Genomic DNA, 21010 nt, shown 5'->3' on the forward strand with positions numbered 1-21010 from the left:
ATACCCGATGAAACCATCCCTCTCGGGCGTGCTCCAAAACGTGCGACTGTCCTCTTCTTTGCACCGAGTCGAACCATGCAATTTTTAACCAACCCTCACGGCTGTGAAGGCTGGGCCGGTGAAATGGCCCAGCGTATTCGCGCGTTTGACTGGTCGACCACCGACCTGGGTCCCATCGACCGCTGGTCTACCAGCCTGGCCTGTACCGTCCAGATGATGCTGGCTTCCCCGGTGCCGATGGTGATGCTGTGGGGGCGCGCCGGCTACATGATCTACAACGACAGCTATTCAGCCTTTGCCGGCGGCCGCCATCCGTACCTGCTTGGCACGCCGGTGGAGCTGGGCTGGCCGGAAGTGGCCGAGTTCAACCGCCAGGTAGTCGACACCTGCCTGGGGGGCGGCACCTTGTCCTTCAATAACAAAGACCTGGTGCTGTCGCGCAACGGCAGGCCGGAAACGGTGTGGCTGGACCTTTATTACAGCCCCGTCGCCGGCGACGACCAGCAACCCGCCGGGGTGTTGGCGATCGTGGTCGAGACCACTGAGTTGGTGAAGTCTGAGCAGGTGCGCCAGGAACTCACCCACAACCTTGAGCAGCGTGTGGCCGCCGAAGTGCAGGCTCGCTCCGCCGCCGAAGACCAGTTGCGCCAGTCGCAGAAGCTGGAAGCGATTGGCGGCCTGACCGGCGGCGTGGCCCATGACTTCAATAACCTGCTGCAAGTGATCGCCGGCAACCTGCATTTGCTCGCCCGGCATGAGCCGGAAAACCCCCAGGTGCAACGTCGCGTCACCGCCGCCATCGCCGCGGTGGAGCGGGGCGCCAAGCTGTCGTCGCAGCTGCTGGCGTTTGCCCGGCGCCAACCCTTGTCGCCGGCGGTGTACAACCCGCAACGCATCTATGCCGGCCTGGGCGAGTTGCTGCAAAGGGCGCTGGGGGAAACTATCCATATCGACGTGCAATTGCCCCAGGATTCCTGGTGCATCAACGTCGACCGCAACCAATTGGAAAACGCGCTGCTCAACCTGGCGATCAACGCCCGCGATGCCATGCAGGGCGAGGGTGTGATTCGCATCACCGGCGAGAACGTCATCCTCAACCCTCCCGATTGCGCCGGCAAAGCCATCAAGCCCGGCGAATACGTGCGCCTGGCGGTGACCGATACCGGCGTGGGCATGTCCCAGGCAACTCTCAAGCGTGCGTTCGAACCCTTCTTCACCACCAAGCGTGAAGGCCAGGGCACCGGCCTGGGGCTGAGCATGGTCTTCGGCTTTGTGCGCCAGAGTGGCGGGCATGTGGAAATGTGGAGCGAGGAGGGCAAAGGCTCGGTGGTGCAGATGTATTTCCCCCACAGCCTGGAGCCCGAATGCCTCGATGCCCACAGTGAATTGGACCTGCACAGCAATGGCCAGGAAACCATCCTGGTGGTCGAGGACAATGAAGGCGTACGCCTGACCGTGGTCGAGTTGCTGGAACAGTCAGGCTATACCGTCATCACCGCCGAGGACGGCGACCACGCCATGCAGGCGTTGCGCAGCGGTGTAGCACCGGACCTGATCTTCACCGACGTGGTGATGCCCGGCCGGGTCAAGAGCACTGACCTGGCCGACTGGGCGCGAGCGCAACAGCCACCGGTGGCAGTGCTGTTCACCTCCGGCCACACCCGCGACATCCTGTCCTCCAATCATCTGCTCAGCGCCGATATCCACCTGCTGAGCAAACCCTACAGTCCTGAGGCCCTGACGCAGCGGGTGCGTACGGTGCTCAACGCAAGACAAGGTTGCCCATGACTTCACAGCGCAACATCCCTCCGGTCACGGCCCAGCATTTGGGTTTTGTGCGGGTGCGTGGCGCCCGCGAACATAATTTGCGTAACGTCGATGTGGATATCCCCCGGGATGCCCTGGTGGTGTTTACCGGCGTGTCCGGCTCCGGCAAATCATCCCTGGCATTTTCCACCCTGTATGCCGAGGCCCAGCGTCGTTATTTCGAATCGGTGGCGCCCTATGCGCGGCGCTTGATCGATCAGGTCGGCGTGCCGGATGTGGACAGCATCGAGGGTTTGCCGCCGGCCGTGGCCCTGCAACAGCAACGCGGCACGCCAAGTGCGCGCTCCTCGGTGGGCAGCGTCACCACCTTGTCGAGCTTGATCCGCATGCTCTATTCCCGCGCTGGCAGCTATCCGCCGGGGCAGGCCATGCTGTATGCCGAGGACTTTTCCCCGAACCTGCCCCAGGGCGCGTGCCCGCAATGCCATGGCCTGGGCCGTGTGTATGAAGTGACCGAGGCGCTGATGGTGCCGGATCCGTCCCTGACCATCCGCCAGCGCGCAGTAGCGTCCTGGCCGTTGGCCTGGCAGGGCCAGAACCTGCGCGACATCCTCGTGACCTTGGGCTACGACGTAGACATCCCATGGCGCGACCTGCCGAAAAAACAGCGTGACTGGATCCTGTTCACCGAAGAAACCCCCACCGTGCCGGTGTACGCCGGCTTCACCCCGCAGCAAACCCGCGATGCGTTGAAACGCAAGCTCGAGCCCAGTTACCAGGGCACCTTCAGCGGGGCGCGGCGCTATATCCTGCACACCTTCGCCCACACCCAAAGCGCACTGATGAAAAAGCGCGTGTCGCAGTTCATGCAAGGCAGTGCCTGCCCGTTGTGCGAAGGCAAGCGGCTGACCCAGGCAGCGTTGTCGGTGAAGTTTGCCGGGGTAGATATCGGTGAGTTGTCGCAACTGTCCCTGGCGCAATTGGCCGAGTTGTTGCAGCCGGTGGCGGCGGGGCAGGACAAGATGAAGTTGTCGGTGGAAAAACGCCTGGCGGCCCAGCGCATCGCCCAGGACTTGCTCGAACGGGTGAACACCTTGATCGAGTTGGGCCTGGGCTATCTGTCCCTGGAGCGCAGCACGCCGACCTTGTCGTCCGGAGAGCTGCAGCGTTTGCGCCTGGCCACCCAGTTGGGCTCGCAGTTGTTCGGCGTCATCTATGTGCTGGACGAGCCCTCGGCGGGCCTGCACCCGGCGGATGGCGAAGCGTTGTTCACGGCGCTTGAGCGCTTGAAGGCTGCGGGCAATTCATTGTTTGTGGTGGAACATGACCTGGAAACCATGCGCCGCGCCGACTGGTTGATCGACGTGGGCCCGGCAGCCGGTGAACATGGCGGGCAGGTGTTGTACAGCGGGCCGCCTGCGGGGTTGGTGGATGTCGAGGCATCGCAGACCCGCGAATACCTGTTTGCCGAACAGCGCCCGGTGAACCCGACGCGCCGCGAACCCAGCGCTTGGCTGAAGCTCGAAGGCGTGACGCGCAATAACCTCGCTGAACTGAAGGTAGATTTCCCGCTGGGCTGCTTTACGGCGGTGACGGGTATTTCCGGCTCGGGCAAATCCAGCCTGGTCAGCCAGGCACTCCTGGAGCTGGTGGGCAGCGGCCTGGGCCGCGTGCTGGAGAGCGACGACGAGCCGAACCTGGAAGACGCTGCACCGCAAGCCAGTGGCGGGCGCATCAGCGCCGGGCTGGAGCACATCCGCCGGTTGGTACAGGTAGACCAGAAACCCATCGGCCGCACGCCGCGTTCCAACCTGGCGACCTATACCGGGCTGTTCGACAACGTGCGCAAACTGTTTGCCGCCACGCCGGCGGCGAAAAAGCGCGCTTACGACGCCGGGCAGTTCTCCTTCAACGTTGCCAAGGGCCGTTGCTCGAACTGCGAGGGTGAAGGCTTTGTCAGCGTTGAACTGTTGTTCATGCCCAGCGTGTACGCACCGTGCCCGACCTGCCACGGTGCGCGCTACAACCCCGAGACTCTGGCGATCAAATGGCAAGGCTTGAATATTGCCCAGGTGCTGGGGCTGACGGTGGAGCAGGCGGTGGAGGTATTTGCCGAACAGCCTGGCGTACTGCGTTCGTTGCAGGTGCTGCGCGATATCGGCCTGGGTTATCTGCGCCTTGGTCAACCGGCCACCGAATTGTCCGGGGGTGAAGCGCAGCGCATCAAGCTGGCCACCGAGCTGCAACGCAATGCCCGCGGCGCCACCTTGTATGTGCTGGACGAGCCCACAACCGGGTTGCACCCCAAGGACGTCGACCGCTTGCTCAGCCAGTTGAATCACCTGGTGGACGCGGGGCATACGGTGGTTGTGGTGGAGCATGAAATGCGCGTGGTGGCCCAGAGTGACTGGGTGATTGATATCGGGCCGGGGGCAGGGGACCGGGGCGGGAAGGTGGTGGCGTGTGGTACGCCGCAGAAAGTCGCCAAGAGCAAGAGCAGCCGGACTGCGCCCTATCTGGCCCGAGAGCTGGTCTAAAGCTTGATGATGTTCAAATGTGGAAGGGGGCTTGCTCCCGATGGCGGCGGGTCAGTCACAGATGTATCACTGACAATCCCTCATCGGGAGCAAGCCCCCTCCCACATTTAGCCCATTGTTAGTCAGTGAGGTTATGTTGGGTCTGCTCCTTGGCCAGCTTCACCACGTTCTCCACGGTAAACCCAAACTTCTCCTGCAACTTGGCCAACGGCGCCGACGCGCCAAAGCTGTTCATTACCACCTTGGCGCCGGTCTGCCCGACATAACGGTCCCAACCCAAGGGGCCCGCCTGTTCCACCACTACGCGGGCTTTCACTGCGGGCGGTAAGACGCTGTCGCGGTAGGCCTGGTCTTGATCTTCAAACAGCTCCCAACTCGGCATCGACACCACGTGCGCGGCAACGCCTTCGCCCTTGAGCTGCTCATAGGCGGCCACCGCCAGGCTGACTTCACTGCCGGTCGCGATCAGGATGACCTCAGGTTTGTCCGAACCGGCCAACACGTAGGCGCCTTTGGCCGCGCCAGTGGCGCTCGCGTATTTCGTGCGATCCAGCGTAGGCAGCGCCTGTCGCGACAGCACCACACAGCTTGGCCGATGGGTTTGTGCCAGGGCTACCTTCCACAACTCCAGGGTTTCATTCGCATCGCCCGGGCGCAGGGTCAGTAGCCCCGGTGTAGCGCGCAATTGGGTCAGGTGTTCGATAGGCTGGTGCGTCGGCCCGTCCTCGCCCACGCCGATGGAGTCATGGGTAAACACGAAGATAACCGGCAACTCCATGATCGCTGCCAGGCGGATCGGCGGTTTCATGTAGTCGCTGAACACTAGGAAGGTCGAGGTGTACGGCCGCAGGTAGGACAGCGCCATGCCGTTGGCAATCGCGCCCATGGCGTGTTCGCGGATACCGAAGTGCAGGTTGCGCCCGCTGTAGTCATCGGCGCTGAAACGCCCGGCGCCGTCGAAGGTGAGGTTGGTCTTGGTCGAGGGCGACAAGTCCGCCGAGCCGCCCAGCAGCCACGGAATCTGTTGGGCAAAGGCATTCAGCACCTCACCGCCCGAGGCGCGGCTGGCGACGCCTTTGGCATCGGCGGCGAAGGTCGGCAGGTGCGCTTGCCATTGCTCGGGCATTTCCCCGGCGCGCATGCGCTGTAGTTCATCGGCCAGTTGCGGGTCGAGGGACGCCAGGGTCTGGTTCCACTCGGCGTACAGTGGCTCGGCACGCTCGTAGAGGGCATCGCGCAACACGCTGCGGGCTTCATCGGGCACCAGGAAATTCGAATCCTGCGGCCAGCCATAGGCGGCCTTGGTCAGGCGGATTTCCTCTTCGCCCAACGGTTCGCCATGGGCGGCGGCGGTGTTGTGTTTGTGCGGCGAGCCGTAGCCGATCACGCTGTCGACCACGATCAGGGTCGGTGCGCCGGTATTGGCCTTGAAGGTCTCCAGCGCCACGCTCAACGCCTGCAAATCATTGGCATCGGTGACGTGCACGGTGTGCCAGCCGTAGGCCTGGAAGCGCTTGATTACGTCTTCGCTGAACGCAAGCTCAGTGTGGCCCTCGATACTGATGGTGTTGTTGTCGTAGATCCAGCACAGGTTATCCAGCTTCAAGTGCCCGGCGATCGAAGCGGCTTCGCTGCTGATGCCTTCCATCATGTCGCCGTCACCGCACAGGGTGTACACGTTGTAGTCGAAGAGCACCTGGCCGTCGCGGTTGAAGCGCTCGGCCAGCCAACGCTCGGCCATGGCCATGCCCACGCTGTTGGCGCAGCCCTGGCCCAAAGGGCCGGTGGTGGTTTCCACGCCGGTGGTCATGCGGTACTCGGGATGGCCTGGGGTCTTGGAGCCCATCTGCCGGAACTGCTTGATATCGTCGAGGCTGATGGCCGGCTGGCCCGAGCGCTTGCCGTGGGCATCGATCTCCACCACACCGGCCAGGTGCAGCAGCGAATACAGCAGCATTGAGGCATGCCCCACCGACAGCACAAAGCGGTCACGGTTGGGCCAGTCGGGATGCTCCGGGTGATAACGCAGGAAGCGACTCCACAACGTGTACCCCACCGGCGCCAGGCCCATGGGCGTACCGGGGTGGCCCGAGTTGGCCTTCTGCACGGCATCCATGGCCAGGGTGCGAATGGTGTTGATGCATTGGGTGTCGGCAGCAGTGGCAACGTGATTCATAAAACCGTTCTCCCTCGGGTGGCGATCTACAGTGGAGGGCAGGGCACGGCAAAGGTTTGATCCCATCGCCAGGGTTACGACGAACGGACGCGTATTGACCGGGCACATGACAAGACCGGTTGGAATGGGCTAGCTTCAAGGGTGTAGGCCATTGAATAACTTGTGGAGGTACGCCATGCCAGTGAAACACGACCTGTATCAGGACTTGGGTTTTAGCAAGGAAGAGGTTCACAAGCGCAGGGCGGACGATAACCGGCTGGATTCGCTGCTCACTCATTATGACGAAGCCGACGCAAAGGTGCTGAAGGCAGAAAAAGCCAGTGCCGGCGATGAGGAAGTCGAAAACCTGAAGAAGAAACGGCTGTTGATCAAGGACGAGATCGTCGCGCGATTGGGCTAGCAGCAGGGCGGCAATATTTGTTCAGATTTGTATACGGGACATCGTAGGATTCAGTCTTTATGATGCGCCCCGTCCACCCGGCTCTGGGGACTTTTGTAGCGCAAGGATTGTGCTGCTGAGCCGGGGAGGACACCCTTTTTCATGCCAGCAGTGTTCCCATGCACTCATCGATGGAACGCTGCTGCGTCTGGCCGTAAAGCTGCAATTCATCAATCGTCTTGCGGCCCAGCGCCTGTTCAAATTCAGCCTGGTTGGCATTGGCCGCGTAATGATTCTGCGCCGCATCCCCCAGGTTTGACTGGAAGATCCCCGCCGCACTCACCGGCAGAAAATCCTCATACACCAATGGCTCCACTGCCACGTGACCGGCACTCACCAGCGCCTCAAGCGTGCGCGGCTGCTCGGCCTGACCGCGTGCTGCCAGGCCGATCTCGGTGACGAAATAGCGGAAGTACGCCAAGCCTTGCTCGCGCATCTGTGTGTGGTTATCAGGGAACGCCCGGAAGTGCTGTTCCATCAATTGCACATACCGCTCGGCGTGGGCCTCATTGGGGAACGCACCGAGTTCATCGCGGGCGGCGTTCAGCAGTTGGTCGTACAAGGCGCGGCCCTTGGGCGTCAGGGCGACGCCGCGTTGTTCGATTTCGCCAAAGCGCGCGCTGTGGCTGCCATGGGCATCGGTGAAGGCGATGGGTTCATCCAGGGCCTTGAAGCTGGTCTGGCGCAGCAGGATCGGGCACTGGCGCCGCGGCGGGCCTTCGATCACGGCCTTGGGCGTGATGCCTTTGCCAGGCATGGCAGCCTGCACCTGGTCGATGTCCAGGGTGCGTGGCGTGAGATGGTTGATGTGCGGGCCTTTGAAGGCGACCACGTCGGCGATCAGGCGGTGCTGGTCGCTGAGTTGCTGGTATTGGGCGCCTGTGACCGTGGCCGTGTGATGCCAGCGGAACGTCTCCAGCGCCTCGCGGATAAACGCCTCGGCGTCGCTGGCATTCAGGCCGCCTTGTGTTTCGGCTTGCTCGATCAACGCCAGGGCGCCCGAGGTGAAGATCGCGCGCTTGGCCAGGGCGCGGTCGGCGAATGCGCGCAGGTCGGCGTTTTCGATCAGCTCCAGGCGCAGCAATGAGGTAAATACGCGGAACGGGCTGGTTTGCAGCGCGTGTTCATGCACCGCTCTAAAGGCGGTGGAATGCACCGGCACCCCGGCAGGGCTGAGGTCGTAGTAGCCCACCGGTTGCATGCCCATGACCGCGAACAAACGGCTGATGGTCGCCAGCTCCGCAGCGGTGCCCAGGCGAATGGCGCCGTGGCGTTCCAGGTCCAGGCGCTGGATTTCCCCAGTGCGTTGCAGTTGCTGCGCAAGGCCCGGTTCGCTGTCGAGTACGCGAGCGTTGGTCTCGGCCACCAGTTCCAGCAGCGCGCCGTACAGCGGCACTTCATCCCGGTACATGTCGGACATGGCCTTGGAAAAGCCCTTGCGGATCTCATCGGGGCTGACATGTGCAGTGGCGTGCATAGAAAAATTCCTGATGGCTATGGCGATGAAAGTGGCCTTGCCCAGATTCTGTTGAGCGCCAGGCCGGCTTGCAAACGAAGATTCTTCTGGACTTCATTCTGCAAATGAATGCGACATGGCGCTTTGGGCACAGGCAACGATTGCAGCGCCTTACTCGAAGACACCTGCGCCATCTTCCAAGTCTTCATGTGCAACCGGGCGTCATTGGGTTCTACACTGCGCCTCACTGTGTAGGTGATGGAGGACTCAATGACGGCCGTACCCGTAACCAGCCTGCTTGACACGATTGAAGGCCAGCGCCTGGCCAAGCAAGACGCCGAACGTTGGCGCGAGTGGGGCCCGTACTTGAGCGAGCGCCAATGGGGCACGGTGCGCGAAGACTACAGTGCCGACGGTGATGCCTGGGCCTACTTCCCCCATGAACATGCACGTAGCCGCGCCTATCGATGGGGCGAGGATGGCTTGGCCGGTTTCAGCGACAAGGCACAACGCTGGTGCCTGGGCCTGGCGCTGTGGAACGAGCAAGACGCAATCCTCAAGGAGCGCCTGTTCGGCCTCAATAATGCCGAAGGCAACCACGGTGAAGACGTCAAGGAACTGTACTTTTTCGTCGATGGCATACCGAGCCATGCCTACATGCGCATGCTCTACAAGTATCCCCATGCCGCCTTTCCCTACACCGACCTGATCGCCGAAAACGCCCGCCGTGGGCTGGGCGATGCCGAGTATGAAATCCTCGATACCGGTGTGTTTGAAGACAACCGCTACTGCGACGTCAGCGTCGAATATGCCAAACACCAGCCCGACGATATCTTCATGCGCATCACCGTGCACAACCGCTCGGACCAACCGACGCGCCTGCAGGTGCTGCCCCAGTTGTGGGCGCGCAATGACTGGAGCTGGACCTTCGATGCGCCCAAGCCCAGGTTGACTCTGGAAGGTGGGCGCGTGCTGGCCCGTCATCATGAGCTGGACGATCGCCAACTCAGCGCCTGGGGCCAGGACGGGGTGCAATGGCTGTTCTGCGAAAACGAGACCAACTTCGCCAAACTGGACGGGCAACCGACGCCAGGGCCATTCAAGGATGGCATCAACGATTATGTGGTGGAGGGTGATCAAGGGGCGATTCGTCGCGACGTGGGCACCAAGGTGGCGGCGCATTTCAGCCTCGAGCTGGCGGGTCAGGAAAGCAAAATTATCTATCTGCGTTTTGCCCCTGTGGATGCGCCCGAGGTCAATGCGCGCAAGCTGTTTGCACTGCGCCGCCAGGAGGCCGATGAGTTCTACGCGGCCCTGCAACAGGGCATCGCCGATGACGATGCGCGTAATGTGCAGCGCCAGGCCCTGGCCGGCTTGCTGTGGTCCAAGCAGCTGTACTATTTCGACGTGAACCAGTGGCTCGACGGCGACCCGGACCAGCCCGCGCCGCCGCCCGAGCGCCTGCATATCCGTAATACCCATTGGCGGCACCTGTCCAACTTCGACATTCTGTCCATGCCCGATACCTGGGAATACCCGTGGTACGCCTCCTGGGACCAAGGCTTCCAGGCGGTAGCCATGGCGCTGATCGACCCGGGCTACGCCAAGCAACAACTGCTGTTGCTGGTTAAGGACCGCTTCATGCACCCCAACGGCCAGTTGCCGGCCTATGAATGGCGCTTCGACGATGCCAACCCACCGGTGCATGCCTGGGCCAGCTGGCGTGTGTATCAGCAGGACAAGGCGCTGACCGGCGTGGGCGATATGGATTTCCTGGAGCGCATCTTCCACAAGCTGCTGCTGAATTTTTCCTGGTGGGTCAACCGCAAGGACGCCGAGGGCCGCAACCTGTTCCAGGGTGGTTTTCTCGGCCTGGACAATATCGCCTTGTTCGACCGCTCGGCCGCGCTACCGCCCGGCTACCAGTTGGACCAGGCTGACGGCACCGCCTGGGTCGCGGCCTATGCCCTGGACCTGATGCGCATCGGGCTGGAGTTGGCCAAGCGCAATGTGGTGTACGTGGATATTGCCGTGAAGTTTTTCGAGCACTTCCTGTACATCGCCGGCGCGATCAACCGCGTCGACGACAGCGCCGAAGGCCTATGGGATGAGCAGGATCTATTCTTCTACGATGTGCTGCACCGCCCCGACGGCCAGGGCGAACCGGTGCGCCTGCGTTCCATCGTCGGCCTGATGCCATTGTTCGCCGTGTTGGTGCTGGAGCAGCGCGAGCATGAGGGCTTGGAAGGGCTGCGCGAGCGCCTGCTGGGGTTTATGCACCACCGGCCGGACCTGGCCAAACTGGTCTCACGCTGGAACGAACCGGGGCAGGGCAACCGCCTGCTGCTGGCGTTGCTGCGCGGTGAGCGCACCAAGGATTTGTTGCGGCGCATGCTCGATGACAATGAGTTCTTGTCCGCCTTCGGGGTGCGCTCGTTGTCCAAGGCGTTCGCAGAGCAACCCCTGGCACTGAAGATGAATGGCGACACCTTGTGCGCCAGCTACCAGCCCGGCGAATCCGATTCACGCTTGTACGGCGGCAACTCCAATTGGCGCGGGCCGCTGTGGATGCCGGTGAACTACATGCTGATTGAATCGTTGCGCGAATTTCATCGGTACTACGCGGATAATTTTTCCGTGGAGTACCCGACGGGCAGCGGTTACCTGTCGTCCATGGAGGAGGTGGCCGATAGCCTCAGCCAGCGCCTTACGCGGTTGTTTCTCAGGGATGAAAATGGTCTGCGGCCGTCAATGGCGGGGTATGCGCAGTTGGAGGCGGACCCGGCCAGCCGTGACCTGGTGTTGTTCCATGAGTATTTTCATGGGGAGACGGGGCGAGGGTTGGGGGCTTCACACCAGACAGGCTGGAGTGCGTTGGTGGCGTTGTTGCTGCAACCCAGAATCTGAATACCACGGCAGATCAATGTGGGAGGGAGCAAGCCCCCTCCCACAGGGATTCAGGTTTTACCCATGAATCAAGCTGGGAACAGCTCGCTCAGCTTCATGGCCAGCATCATGTCGCCTTCAGTGCGCAGCTTGCCGCCCATGAACGCTTGCATGCCGTCGGTGGAACCGTCGACGATGCCTTTCATGGTCTCGCCGTCCATGACCAGGGTCACTTGGGCGTCAGGGTTTTCGCCTTCGAGCAGTTCGCAGGTCTTGTCCTTGACTACCAGCGAGAAGTTCTGGGTGTCGTCGATACGAAAACCGAACACCAGGTCCAGGCCTTCGGCAGCGCTTGGGTTGAATTTGGCTTTCATTGCTTCTACAGCTTTGGCTACGTCAGTCATGGTTTCGATCCTTTTATGGTGAGTCCAGTGACCTTGGGGTCACGGTTGGCCGCAGTTCATCGGAAAGTGATGAGCTGCGGCGCCTTCAACAGTTGCAAGTGGGTATGACTGTTGAAGGAAGCCAGTGCCACCTCGCGACCGCGGAATTTCAGCTGGTTGAGCGAGGTGTTAACAATTTGCCAGTTCAGTTCGAACGCCTGGGCGGCAGGCATTCGGGTAATCAGGTGGAGCAGGGCGGTGATAGTGCCGCCGGAGGTAAACACGGCGATTTTGTCGGCGTTGTCGGCGGCCTCAAGGATGCGCTGCAAGCCACCCTGGACCCGCTCGACAAACCCCAGCCAGCCTTCCAGCCCTGGTGGATCATAGGTGCCGGCCAGCCAGCGCTCGATGAGCAGGGCGAAGATGCGCTGGAACTCACTGCGGTTCTGCGCGCCATTGCGCAGCACGTGCACGGCGTCGGGTTCGCTGCTGAGCAGGTCGGGTAACAGGCCGCGGATAATCGCTTCGCCGTCGAATTCGTTGAAGGCACTGTCGGTTTCCAACGCCGGAACCGGCAGGCCAAGGGCTTTGTATTGATCCAATGTGGCGGTGGCGGTGTGCTGCTGGCGACGCAGGTCACCGGCAACACAGCGGTCGAACGTAAGGCCCAGGTCTGCCAGGTGGCGACCGAGCACTTGCGCCTGTTCCACACCGACGGGCGACAGGACGTCATAGTCGTCTGCACCGAAGGAGGCCTGGCCATGTCGAATCAGATAGATGCTGCCCACGTCCGTTTTCCCGGTACGTTGAAAGTCTGGCGAGGTTATGAGGATGCCTGCGGGCTGTCAATGAAAAAACATACGCTTGTTTTAAAAGCGCGTTGGAGCCCGTCTGCTGGCGGTTTGATCACTGGCTCCAACGCGGTGGCGTCGGTATGCTGGGGCCATCCGCGCTTGGCGCAGTGCATTCTTAAGGAGACATATGGATTTTTTGGCCGAATACGCGAGCTTTCTGGCGAAGACCGTCACCCTGGTGGTCGCTATTCTGGTGGTATTGATCAGCTTCGCAGCGCTGCGCAGCAAAGGTCGTCGTAAATCCGCCGGCCAATTGCAGGTCAGCAAGCTGAATGATTTCTACAAGGGCTTGCGCGAGCGCCTGGAGTCGAGCCTGCTCGACAAGGACCAGCTAAAGGCCCTGCGCAAGTCCGAAAGCAAAGCCGAAAAGAAGCAAGGCAAGAAGAAACCCGAGGCCAAGCCGCGGGTGTTCGTGCTGGATTTCGACGGCGACATCAAGGCCTCGGCCACCGAGAGCCTGCGCCATGAAATCACCGCGCTGCTGAGCCTGGCCACACCCAAGGATGAAGTGGTGCTGCGCCTGGAAAGCGGCGGCGGCATGGTGCACAGCTATGGCCTGGCCTCATCGCAACTGGCGCGGATCCGCCAGGCCGGCGTGCCGTTGACCGTGTGCATCGACAAGGTGGCGGCCAGCGGCGGCTACATGATGGCGTGCATCGGCGAGAAGATTATCAGCGCACCCTTTGCCATCCTCGGTTCCATTGGCGTGGTGGCGCAGTTGCCCAACGTCAACCGCCTGCTGAAAAAGCACGATATCGACTTCGAAGTGCTGACCGCCGGTGAATACAAACGCACCCTCACGGTATTCGGCGAAAATACCGAAAAGGGCCGGGAGAAGTTCCAGGAGGACCTGGACATCACTCACCAGTTATTCAAGAACTTCGTCTCGCGCTACCGTCCACAGTTGGCGATTGACGAGGTGGCCACCGGTGAAGTGTGGCTGGGTGTTGCCGCCCTCGACAAACAACTGGTCGATGAGCTGCAAACCAGTGACGAATACCTGGCTACCAAGGCCAAGACCGCCGAAGTGTTCCACCTGCACTATGCCGAGCGTAAAAGCCTGCAAGAGCGCGTCGGCCTGGCGGCCAGCGGTTCGGTGGACCGGGTGCTGCTGACATGGTGGAGCCGGTTGACCCAGCAGCGGTTCTGGTAGCCAATTTTCAGAATGTAGGCCGCCCCTCCCACATTTAGCTGTGTGTGGGGATCGGCTTGCGCATCAACCTCCCCACCACCAGCGCCCCCAGCAACCCCAATAACCCCGCCACCCATAACACCCCGCTGAACCCGCCCACAAACGCCTGCCGCGCCAGCGGTTGTACCGTCACCCGCGCCGCTTCCGGCACCAGGCTCAGCGCCGCTGGCATATCGCCCGCCACCACCCGCGAAGCAATCCCCGCCACCTGTGCCTGCCATTGGGGGTCGATACTCGCGTTCAGCAGTTGCTCGCTATGGCTACTCAGCAATGCGCCATATACGCCGATAGCCAACATGATCGCGCTGAAACGCATGGTGGTGCTCATGCCCGACGCCATTCCCGCACGGTCCCGTGGTACACAGGCCATGATGTTTTTCTGCGTGTCGCCATTGAGCAATCCAGCCCCCGCACCGGTGACGGCAATCGCCAGGGCAAAGGGCAAATAGCCGCCAACCTGCACCGCCCAGGCGCTCAACAGGTTGCCGCAGCCCACCAGGGTCAAGCCGCTCGCCATCATTGTCGCCGGCGTGAAGCGTGCCGCCAGGCGTGCACCGATGCGCGGGCAGACCAGCATGGTCAAGGCGAACGGCAGCATGCCCAGGCCCGAGGCAATCGCGGAGAAACCGAGGCCGTTCTGCAGGTAGAACGGCAGCAGCGTCATCATCACTTGGGCACACCCGGCATAGGCAAACATGCCGAGCAAGGCGCCGATAAAACGTGGGTGCCGAAACAGCTGCAAGTCCACCATCGGTCGCTGTTGCAGCCGTTCGACCAGTACGAACACGCCCATCAACAGCCCGCCACCGATCAGGCGGGCGTAGGTCAGCGGGCTGTCCCAGCCGACACGATTAGCCTCGATCAGCCCCCAGATCAGGCACAGCAAGCTGCCACTGAACGCCAGGCTGCCCCAGGGATCCAGGCGCGCTGATTGAGTGTCGCGAGACTCCGGGATCGCCCGCAGCACCAGCGCCATCAGCCCCAGGCCCACCGGCAGGTTGAGATAGAAAATCCAGCGCCAGCCCAAGTACTCGGTAATCAAGCCGCCTACGGTCGGCGCTGCGGTCATCGCCACACCCATGCACGCGCCCCAGAACGCCCACGCCTTGGCCCGTTCCGTTTCATCGTGGAAGGTATGCCCGATAGAGGCCAGCGCGGAGGTCAGCAACAGGGCCGCGCCCACCCCCTTTACCGCCCGGGCGGTGTCCAGCCATAGCGCAGTGGGGGCCGCGCCGCAGCCAAGGGACGCAAGGATGAAAATCCCCAGGCCCCACACCAGGGTTTTCTTGCGGCCGAAGCGATCGGCGATACTCCCGGCCGGCAACAACAGCGCGGCGAACGCCAGCATATAGGCGCTGACCACCCATTCGATATCGGCAAAGTTGGCGCCCAGGTCGCGGGCGATGCTCGGCAGCGTGACGGCAACGATATTGGTATCGAGCACGATCAACGAACAGACGCCGGAAGCGGTCAGCAACGTCAGGCGTGGACTGACCCGGCTCATGATTGAATTACCTTGCAGGCAATAGGGAAAACACAGTTGACGTACATCGCAAGGGCTCTCTAATGTTGAGTTACTGCAAGCTTATCCCCGGCCAATCACATCTCTGTTAGGCGCGGGAAAGCACTTCATTACCTTTGAGCTAATGCTGCGATGGAAATCCGCCATTTTCGTTACTTCCTGGCCGTGGCCCGGCAGCGCAATTTCACCCGTGCCGCCGAGCAATTGGGCATCGCGCCGCCCACCCTGAGCCGGCAAATCCAGGACATGGAAACCAGCCTGGGCACGCGCTTGTTTATCCGCCAGCAGCGCGAAGTCAGCCTCACCGAAGCGGGTGCCGCGTTACTGATCGAGGCCGAAGCCACTGTGCGCCAGTTCGAGTTCGCCCAGCGCAATGCCCAGCGCGCCGGGCGTGGCGAGACCGGGCATATCGAGTTGGGCTATGTGGCCTCGGCGCTGTACTCGGGGTTATTGCAACGCCAGGTACAGGCGTTCAGCGAGGCGTTTCCCGACGTCAGCGTGACGGTGCGTGAATGCGCCATGGCAGCGCTGCCAGGCGCGGTGGCCGATGGGCGGTGCGATATCGGTTATATCCGCTCGCCGATGACCTTGCCTGACGGCGTGGACGCGGTGCGTCTGGACAGCGAAGGCTTTGTGCTGGCGCTGGCCCAGGATTCCTGGCTGTTGGGGCTCAGGGCGATCGCATGCGAACACCTGGAGAACGAGACGTTTATCTTGCCGGAGCAAATCAGCGGCACGTTGCACGTCGCCGCCCAAGGCGGCTACGCACCGCGCCTGGGGCCGCAGCCGGGCGGGTTGGTGGCGGTAGTGGCGCTGGTGTCGCTGGGGCAGGGCATAGCGGTGGTGCCGGCATCGATGGTCGGGCATGTGAGCCTGCCGGGCGTGGTGTACCGCACTATTCAGGGCTGCGATGCGTCGTCGTGGCTGTCGTTGATTCACCGGCGCTTTGAAAAAGCGCCGGCGGTGGCGCGGTATATCCAACAGGTCAAGCAGTCAGCCGCGGCTGCACCGAGTCGGCCAGCCGCGTAAGTATCAGGCAGCACGACACCGCCCCGGCATCCAGCACGCCGAGGGAGCGCTCGCCCAAGCGACTGGCGCGGCCGATCTTCGCCACCAGGTCCTTGGTCGAATCGCGCCCCTGGGAGGCCGCGGTTTTCATCGCCTCCAGCGCATTATTGAAGGAGGCCCCCGAGGCATGCGCCTGTTCAAACGCCTCTACCGCTGGAATCAAGGTATCCATCAGGCACTTGTCACCTACGCCCGCCTCGGTGATGTCTTGCAGTGAGGTCAAGCCGCCGCGCAACAGGTGGGCGAAGGTGGCGGCATCGATGTCTTCGCTGCCGCGCACTTCGTTGGCCATGCCGATAAACAGGCTGCCGTACAACGGCCCCATGGAGCCGCCGATGCCTTCCATCAAACTCAGGGTCAGTTCATCCAGGGCTTCGGCCAGGGTCAGTTGACGGCCTTCGATCATGCGACCGCAATGGGCGAAGCCCTTGGCCATATTGATGCCGTGGTCGCCGTCGCCAATCGCGCCGTCGACTTCGCTGAGGTATTCACGGTTGGCCACGATGACGCTGACCAGATCGGCGACGATGGCGCTGCCATCGCGGGTGGAAAAATGCTGGCTCATGGTTCACTCCGCCTGGGTCATGCCGATGGAACGGCAGGGTTGGTCGATCAGGGTTTTCAGTTCTAAGTCGAGGCCGAGCAGGGTCAGGGTCACGCCCATCATTTCCAGGGAGGTGAAGTAGTTGCCGACGTAGCAGCGGTGAATCTTCAAGCCCTTGGCCTTGAGCTGTTTTTCCACCTCGGCGTAGAAAATATACAACTCCATCACCGGTGTAGCGCCGAGGCCCGAGACCAGCACCACCACACTGTCGTCCTGGCTGAAATCACGATCCGCCAGGATCGGTGCGAGCATGCGCTCGGCCATGGCGGCAGCCGGCTCAATCGGGATGACTTCGATGCCCGGTTCGCCGTGATGGCCGATGCCCAACTCCATCTGGCCGTCGGGGATCTGGAAGTTCGGCTTGCCCACGGCAGCGATGGTGCAGGGCGTGAGGCCGATACCAATCGAGCGGCAGTGGTCGACGGTTTTCTGCGCGACGCGAATCACCCCGTCCAGGTCGTAATGCTGGGCAGCGGCGGCACCGCCGATCTTCCACATGAAAATTTCCCCGGCCACGCCACGACGCTTGGCGATATCCGCCTTGGGCGCCGAGGCCACGTCGTCGTTGGCGACCACGGTGCGGATGTGCATGTCTTTGCTGGCGGCCATTTTCATCGCCAGCTTGACGTTCATATTGTCGCCGGCGTAGTTGCCATACAGGCAAGCCACGCCTGCGCCATGGTCGGCAGCGCGGAAGGCGTCGAAAAAGCTCTTGGCGGTGGGCGAGGAGAAAATCTCACCGACGGCCACGGCATCCACCAGGCCCGGGCCGACATAACCGAGGAACGCCGGTTCATGCCCGGAGCCGCCACCGGTGACGATGCCGACACGGCCGCGGGCGGACGGCCTGGCTTTGACGATGACCCGTGGGTTGGTCTCGTACTGGCGCAGCTCGGGGTGCGCGACCAGGATGCCGCGCAGCATGTCCTCGACCACTTGGTCTGGATCGTTGATGACTCGATTCATAACGCGGGTTCCTGTGTTGTTGTTCTAGTGGTTCAACGCAATCCAGTGTGGGAGGGGCCTGTGGTGTGCTTAGGGCTCGAGGACCACTTTGAGCGACTTGTCCCCACGCTCCATCACCGCAAACGCCTCCTTGAAATCCGCCAGCGCAAACTTATGGGTCACCACATCGCGCATGTCGATCTTGCGGTTGCCGATAAAGTCGATGGCCCTGGGGTACATGTACGGCCCCAGGTGCGAGCCAAGGATATCCAGCTCCTTGCGGTCGCCGATGATCGACCAATCTACCGTGGCCTCGTCATTGAACACGCTGAACTCGACGAAGCGCCCCAGCTTGCGCAGCATCGCCAGGCCCTGGTTGACCGCCTTGTGGTGGCCGGTGGCTTCGATATAGATGTCGCAGCCGTAGCCGTCAGTGATCTCGCGGATTTTCGCCAGCACGTCCACTTCGGCCGGGTTCCAGACTTCGTCGGCACCCATGCGCAGAGCGAGGGCGGCGCGTTCGGGTTTCATGTCCAGCACGATAAGTTTTTTCGGGTTGCGCAACCGCACCGCGCCGATGATGCCCAGGCCCAGGGTACCGGCGCCGGCGACCACCACAATGTCGTCATGGTCGACGTTGGCGCGCTCCGCCGCGTGCAGCGAGCAGGCCAGCGGCTCGATCAAAATCGCTTCGTCCGGGGCGATGGATTCCGGCACTTTGTGGATGATGCCTTCCTTGGTAAAGATCATGTACTGGGCCATGGCGCCCTGCACATTATTCTGGAAGCCATACAGGTCGTGCTTCTGGCACATCCAGTACTGGCCGTGGTTGCAGAAGCGGCAACCCCAGCACGGCACGATCTGCTCGGAGATAACCCGGTCGCCGACGGCCACGCCGCGTTTCTCGGCGCCTGGACCGAGGGCGACTACCCGGCACACGAACTCATGCCCGGGAATCATCGGCGGCTTCACGTAGCGCGGTTGCTCGGCATCGCCCCAGAACGACGGCGCGCCGCGATAGGTCTTGATATCGCCCATGCAGATGCCGCACAGCTCGACCTTGGTCAGGATCTCATCGGGGCCGGGCGTGGGCACGTCGACGGTTTCCAGGCGATAGTCTTCCGGGCCGTGGCAGACCACGGCCTGCATGGTTTTCGGGATGCTCGGGGCGAGTTGTTCAGGTGTGCGTTCGGTGACGGTAGACATGACAAAACCTCACGACATAAAGATCAATTACTGAATGCTGTAGCCGCCGTCGATCACCATGTTGGCACCGGTGATCATCTGCGCGGCATCGCTGAGCAGGTACAACGCCAGCCCGGCGATTTCTTCCGGCTGGGCGAAACGGCCCGCCGGGATCTGCAATTTGGCCCGCTCACCCACTTCACCGGCCCAGGCTTTTTTGCCCAGGGCGGTTTCGACGATGGTGGGGGAGATAGCGTTGACGTTGACGTGTGGCGCCCATTCCATGGCCAATACCTTGGTCATGCCGACGATGGCCGCCTTGCTTGCACAGTAGGCAACGTGACGGTCCAGGCCGATCACGGCAGCCTGTGAGGCGAGGTTGACGATGCGCCCGCTGCCGCTGGCCAGCATGTGTTTGGCGCAGGCCTGGGCCATGAAGAAACTGGCCTTGAGGTTGATGTCCAGGGTGGTGTCCCAGGCGCTTTCGCTGACGTCGATGGCCTTGTCCAGCAGCACCACGCCGGCGCTGTTGATCAAGTAGTCCAGGCGTTGGAAGTGTGCGAATACGCGGTCGACGGTGGGTTGTATCTGGGCGGACTGGCCGAGGTCGACGGCAATGCCCAGGTGCCCGGTACCGAGGCGGGCGGCCACCTCGACCACTGCGGGGTCGCGGTCCAGCAGCGCCACGCGGGCACCGCGCTCCACCAGTAGGGTGGCGCAGGCCAGGCCGATGCCGGCGGCGCCGCCGGTGATTACCGCGCAACGGCCACTGAGGTCGAAGGCTTGGTTCCAGAATCCAGACATGAGTGACTCCATTTTCGAAAACGGTGAAGATCAAAATGTGGGAGGGGCGGTGCGACGATTCGACTTGCTCCCGATAGCGATATAACAGTGATAAATCGGTCGGCTGACACACTGCTATCGGGAGCAAGCCCCCTCCCACACTTGACTGTATTTCAAGTCAATAGCTACTTACCGCCGCTGACCTGTTTGTACAGCGCATCCGCATTGGCATTGGTCACCGGCACCCACGGCAGGATGTAATTCTTGGCCGTGCCGTCGCCCCATTTCACGTCCTTGGCATAGCGCTCCCAGATCACCGACTGCGGCTTGTAGTCCTTGCCGGCCAGGGCACGCAGGGCCACGTCCAGCGCGCCTTGGGACTGGGCCTGGGCATCCTGGAGAAAGGTCGTGACTTCATCCTTTTTCGCCGCCTGGATCGCATCCGGCATGCCGTCGATGGAGGTCACTGGCACGTCCTTGGACGTCAGGCCATGGGATTTCAGCGCCTGTACGGCGCCCAAGGCCATGTCGTCGTTCTGCGCGATCACACCGTTGATGCCCTTGGGGTGGGCGTTCAACCAGTCTTCGGTGAGGGTCAGGGCTTGGGCGCGGTCCCAGTTGGCGGTCTTCTTCTCGATGATCTTGATGTCCGGGTGCTTGCCCAGCACTTCCAGCTCGCCTTTTTCCCGGTCGATCTGCGCCGACTGGCCAATCGGGCCCTGGATGATCACCACGTTGCCCTTGCCGTTGAGCTTGTCGACCATGGCCTGGGCCTGCAGGCGGCCGCCTTCCACGTCGTCGTTACCGACATACGGCACGTTGGCATCGGCTACTTTCGTATTGGAGGCGATGACCACCACGTCGTTGCTCATGGCGGCCTTGACGGTACCCACGCCGGCCTTGGTATCAATCGGTACGAACAGAATCGCGTCGTAGCGTTGAGTCACCATGTTTTCGATTTGGTTGTTCTGGGTCAGGGCGTCGTAGTTGCCGTCGAACACCGTCAACTGCACGGTGCCATCCTTGACGGCCGGATGTTCCTTGAGCTCCCGGACCCAGTTCTGCATGAACTGGCCCTTGAGGCCGTAGACGGCTGCACCGATCTTGTAGGTCTTGCCATCGCCAGCCAGGGCGATACTGCTGGCGAGCAGGGAGAGGGCCGCCGCGGCGGCCAAGGGGGTACCCAGTTTCATAAGTAGAACTCCAGTTATTG

General features: G+C 62.0%; 16 protein-coding genes. 6 read left to right on the forward strand and 10 right to left on the reverse strand.

From position 1 onward, the window contains the following. Nucleotides 1–75 precede the first annotated feature (75 nt). Nucleotides 76–1788: an ATP-binding protein gene (locus FRT59_RS17005; protein ID WP_153871778.1), complete on the forward strand. Its 1713-nt coding sequence runs from the start codon at nt 76–78 to the stop codon at nt 1786–1788. Next, nucleotides 1785–4304, forward strand: a complete 2520-nt coding sequence (gene uvrA / locus FRT59_RS17010) for an excinuclease ABC subunit UvrA (protein ID WP_153871779.1) — start codon at nt 1785–1787, stop codon at nt 4302–4304. The genes FRT59_RS17005 and uvrA overlap by 4 nt, the downstream gene beginning before the upstream one ends. A 118-nt stretch (nt 4305–4422) precedes the next feature. Here the strand turns inward: uvrA and tkt are convergent, their stop codons facing one another. After that, nucleotides 4423–6480 carry a transketolase gene (tkt, locus tag FRT59_RS17015; RefSeq protein WP_153871780.1) on the reverse strand — a complete coding sequence of 686 codons (2058 nt, stop codon included), beginning with the start codon at nt 6478–6480 and terminating at the stop codon, nt 4423–4425. 175 nt (nt 6481–6655) lie between these two features. On the opposite strand from tkt, the gene FRT59_RS17020 reads away from it, so the two are divergent. Further along, complete coding sequence (locus FRT59_RS17020) at nt 6656–6880, forward strand: HP1242/YdcH family protein (protein WP_034119969.1); 225 nt, start codon at nt 6656–6658, stop codon at nt 6878–6880. Between the two features lie 139 nt (nt 6881–7019). On the opposite strand, the gene hglS is transcribed toward FRT59_RS17020, so the two are convergent. Next, the gene (gene hglS, locus FRT59_RS17025; protein ID WP_153871781.1) at nt 7020–8396 is read right to left on the reverse strand and encodes a 2-oxoadipate dioxygenase/decarboxylase HglS; all 1377 of its coding nucleotides are present in this window, start codon (nt 8394–8396) and stop codon (nt 7020–7022) included. 249 nt (nt 8397–8645) lie between these two features. Between hglS and FRT59_RS17030 the strand changes: the two genes are divergently transcribed. After that, nucleotides 8646–11282 (forward strand): MGH1-like glycoside hydrolase domain-containing protein, encoded by a 2637-nt coding sequence (locus FRT59_RS17030; RefSeq protein ID WP_153871782.1) that lies wholly within the window; start codon nt 8646–8648, stop codon nt 11280–11282. A gap of 68 nt (nt 11283–11350) precedes the next feature. On the opposite strand, the gene FRT59_RS17035 is transcribed toward FRT59_RS17030, so the two are convergent. Together FRT59_RS17035 and FRT59_RS17040 are read right to left on the reverse strand one after the other, a co-directional pair. Next, nucleotides 11351–11665 carry an SCP2 sterol-binding domain-containing protein gene (locus FRT59_RS17035; protein WP_034119964.1) on the reverse strand — a complete coding sequence of 105 codons (315 nt, stop codon included), beginning with the start codon at nt 11663–11665 and terminating at the stop codon, nt 11351–11353. A gap of 56 nt (nt 11666–11721) precedes the next feature. After that, entirely contained in the window at nt 11722–12432 is a 711-nt protein-coding gene (locus tag FRT59_RS17040) for a histidine phosphatase family protein (RefSeq protein ID WP_198809821.1), read from the reverse strand. Between the two features lie 193 nt (nt 12433–12625). Between FRT59_RS17040 and sohB the strand changes: the two genes are divergently transcribed. Next, nucleotides 12626–13651 carry a protease SohB gene (sohB, locus tag FRT59_RS17045; protein ID WP_124386286.1) on the forward strand — a complete coding sequence of 342 codons (1026 nt, stop codon included), beginning with the start codon at nt 12626–12628 and terminating at the stop codon, nt 13649–13651. A 34-nt stretch (nt 13652–13685) separates the two neighbouring features. On the opposite strand, the gene FRT59_RS17050 is transcribed toward sohB, so the two are convergent. Further along, a complete protein-coding gene (locus FRT59_RS17050) occupies nt 13686–15194 on the reverse strand; it encodes an MFS transporter (protein WP_034119960.1) in 1509 nt (502 codons plus the stop codon). Nucleotides 15195–15344: 150 nt separating this feature from the next. Between FRT59_RS17050 and FRT59_RS17055 the strand changes: the two genes are divergently transcribed. After that, a complete protein-coding gene (locus FRT59_RS17055) occupies nt 15345–16241 on the forward strand; it encodes a LysR family transcriptional regulator (RefSeq protein WP_034119959.1) in 897 nt (298 codons plus the stop codon). On the opposite strand, the gene dhaL is transcribed toward FRT59_RS17055, so the two are convergent. From dhaL to FRT59_RS17080, 5 genes are all read right to left on the reverse strand, one after another. Beyond that, a complete protein-coding gene (dhaL, locus tag FRT59_RS17060; RefSeq protein WP_153871783.1) occupies nt 16198–16845 on the reverse strand; it encodes a dihydroxyacetone kinase subunit DhaL in 648 nt (215 codons plus the stop codon). The two genes, FRT59_RS17055 and dhaL, sit on opposite strands and share 44 nt — an antisense overlap. Before the next feature lie 3 nt (nt 16846–16848). After that, nucleotides 16849–17850, reverse strand: a complete 1002-nt coding sequence (locus tag FRT59_RS17065) for a dihydroxyacetone kinase subunit DhaK (RefSeq protein WP_153839528.1) — start codon at nt 17848–17850, stop codon at nt 16849–16851. Between the two features lie 69 nt (nt 17851–17919). After that, a complete protein-coding gene (locus FRT59_RS17070) occupies nt 17920–19035 on the reverse strand; it encodes an MDR/zinc-dependent alcohol dehydrogenase-like family protein (RefSeq protein ID WP_032876099.1) in 1116 nt (371 codons plus the stop codon). A 27-nt stretch (nt 19036–19062) separates the two neighbouring features. After that, nucleotides 19063–19818, reverse strand: a complete 756-nt coding sequence (locus FRT59_RS17075; RefSeq protein WP_153871784.1) for an SDR family oxidoreductase — start codon at nt 19816–19818, stop codon at nt 19063–19065. 164 nt (nt 19819–19982) lie between these two features. Then, on the reverse strand, nt 19983–20990 hold the full coding sequence (locus tag FRT59_RS17080) for a substrate-binding domain-containing protein (protein WP_034119955.1): 1008 nt from the start codon (nt 20988–20990) through the stop codon (nt 19983–19985). Nucleotides 20991–21010: the final 20 nt, after the last annotated feature.

Origin of the sequence: Pseudomonas haemolytica, assembly GCF_009659625.1 — a bacterium.
Classification (GTDB): Bacteria; Pseudomonadota; Gammaproteobacteria; order Pseudomonadales; family Pseudomonadaceae; genus Aquipseudomonas; species Aquipseudomonas haemolytica.

Excerpts from the sequence above, each read along its gene's own strand:
- tkt (WP_153871780.1), bottom strand. The coding sequence starts at position 6,480 with ATGAATCACGTTGCCACTGCTGCCGACACCCAATGCATCAACACCATT.
- FRT59_RS17065 (WP_153839528.1), bottom strand. The coding sequence starts at position 17,850 with ATGAATCGAGTCATCAACGATCCAGACCAAGTGGTCGAGGACATGCTG.
- FRT59_RS17020 (WP_034119969.1), top strand. The coding sequence starts at position 6,656 with ATGCCAGTGAAACACGACCTGTATCAGGACTTGGGTTTTAGCAAGGAA.
- FRT59_RS17005 (WP_153871778.1), top strand. The coding sequence starts at position 76 with ATGCAATTTTTAACCAACCCTCACGGCTGTGAAGGCTGGGCCGGTGAA.
- FRT59_RS17050 (WP_034119960.1), bottom strand. The coding sequence starts at position 15,194 with ATGAGCCGGGTCAGTCCACGCCTGACGTTGCTGACCGCTTCCGGCGTC.
- FRT59_RS17055 (WP_034119959.1), top strand. The coding sequence starts at position 15,345 with ATGGAAATCCGCCATTTTCGTTACTTCCTGGCCGTGGCCCGGCAGCGC.
- FRT59_RS17080 (WP_034119955.1), bottom strand. The coding sequence starts at position 20,990 with ATGAAACTGGGTACCCCCTTGGCCGCCGCGGCGGCCCTCTCCCTGCTC.
- FRT59_RS17035 (WP_034119964.1), bottom strand. The coding sequence starts at position 11,665 with ATGACTGACGTAGCCAAAGCTGTAGAAGCAATGAAAGCCAAATTCAAC.
- uvrA (WP_153871779.1), top strand. The coding sequence starts at position 1,785 with ATGACTTCACAGCGCAACATCCCTCCGGTCACGGCCCAGCATTTGGGT.
- hglS (WP_153871781.1), bottom strand. The coding sequence starts at position 8,396 with ATGCACGCCACTGCACATGTCAGCCCCGATGAGATCCGCAAGGGCTTT.
- sohB (WP_124386286.1), top strand. The coding sequence starts at position 12,626 with ATGGATTTTTTGGCCGAATACGCGAGCTTTCTGGCGAAGACCGTCACC.
- FRT59_RS17030 (WP_153871782.1), top strand. The coding sequence starts at position 8,646 with ATGACGGCCGTACCCGTAACCAGCCTGCTTGACACGATTGAAGGCCAG.
- FRT59_RS17070 (WP_032876099.1), bottom strand. The coding sequence starts at position 19,035 with ATGTCTACCGTCACCGAACGCACACCTGAACAACTCGCCCCGAGCATC.
- dhaL (WP_153871783.1), bottom strand. The coding sequence starts at position 16,845 with ATGAGCCAGCATTTTTCCACCCGCGATGGCAGCGCCATCGTCGCCGAT.
- FRT59_RS17075 (WP_153871784.1), bottom strand. The coding sequence starts at position 19,818 with ATGTCTGGATTCTGGAACCAAGCCTTCGACCTCAGTGGCCGTTGCGCG.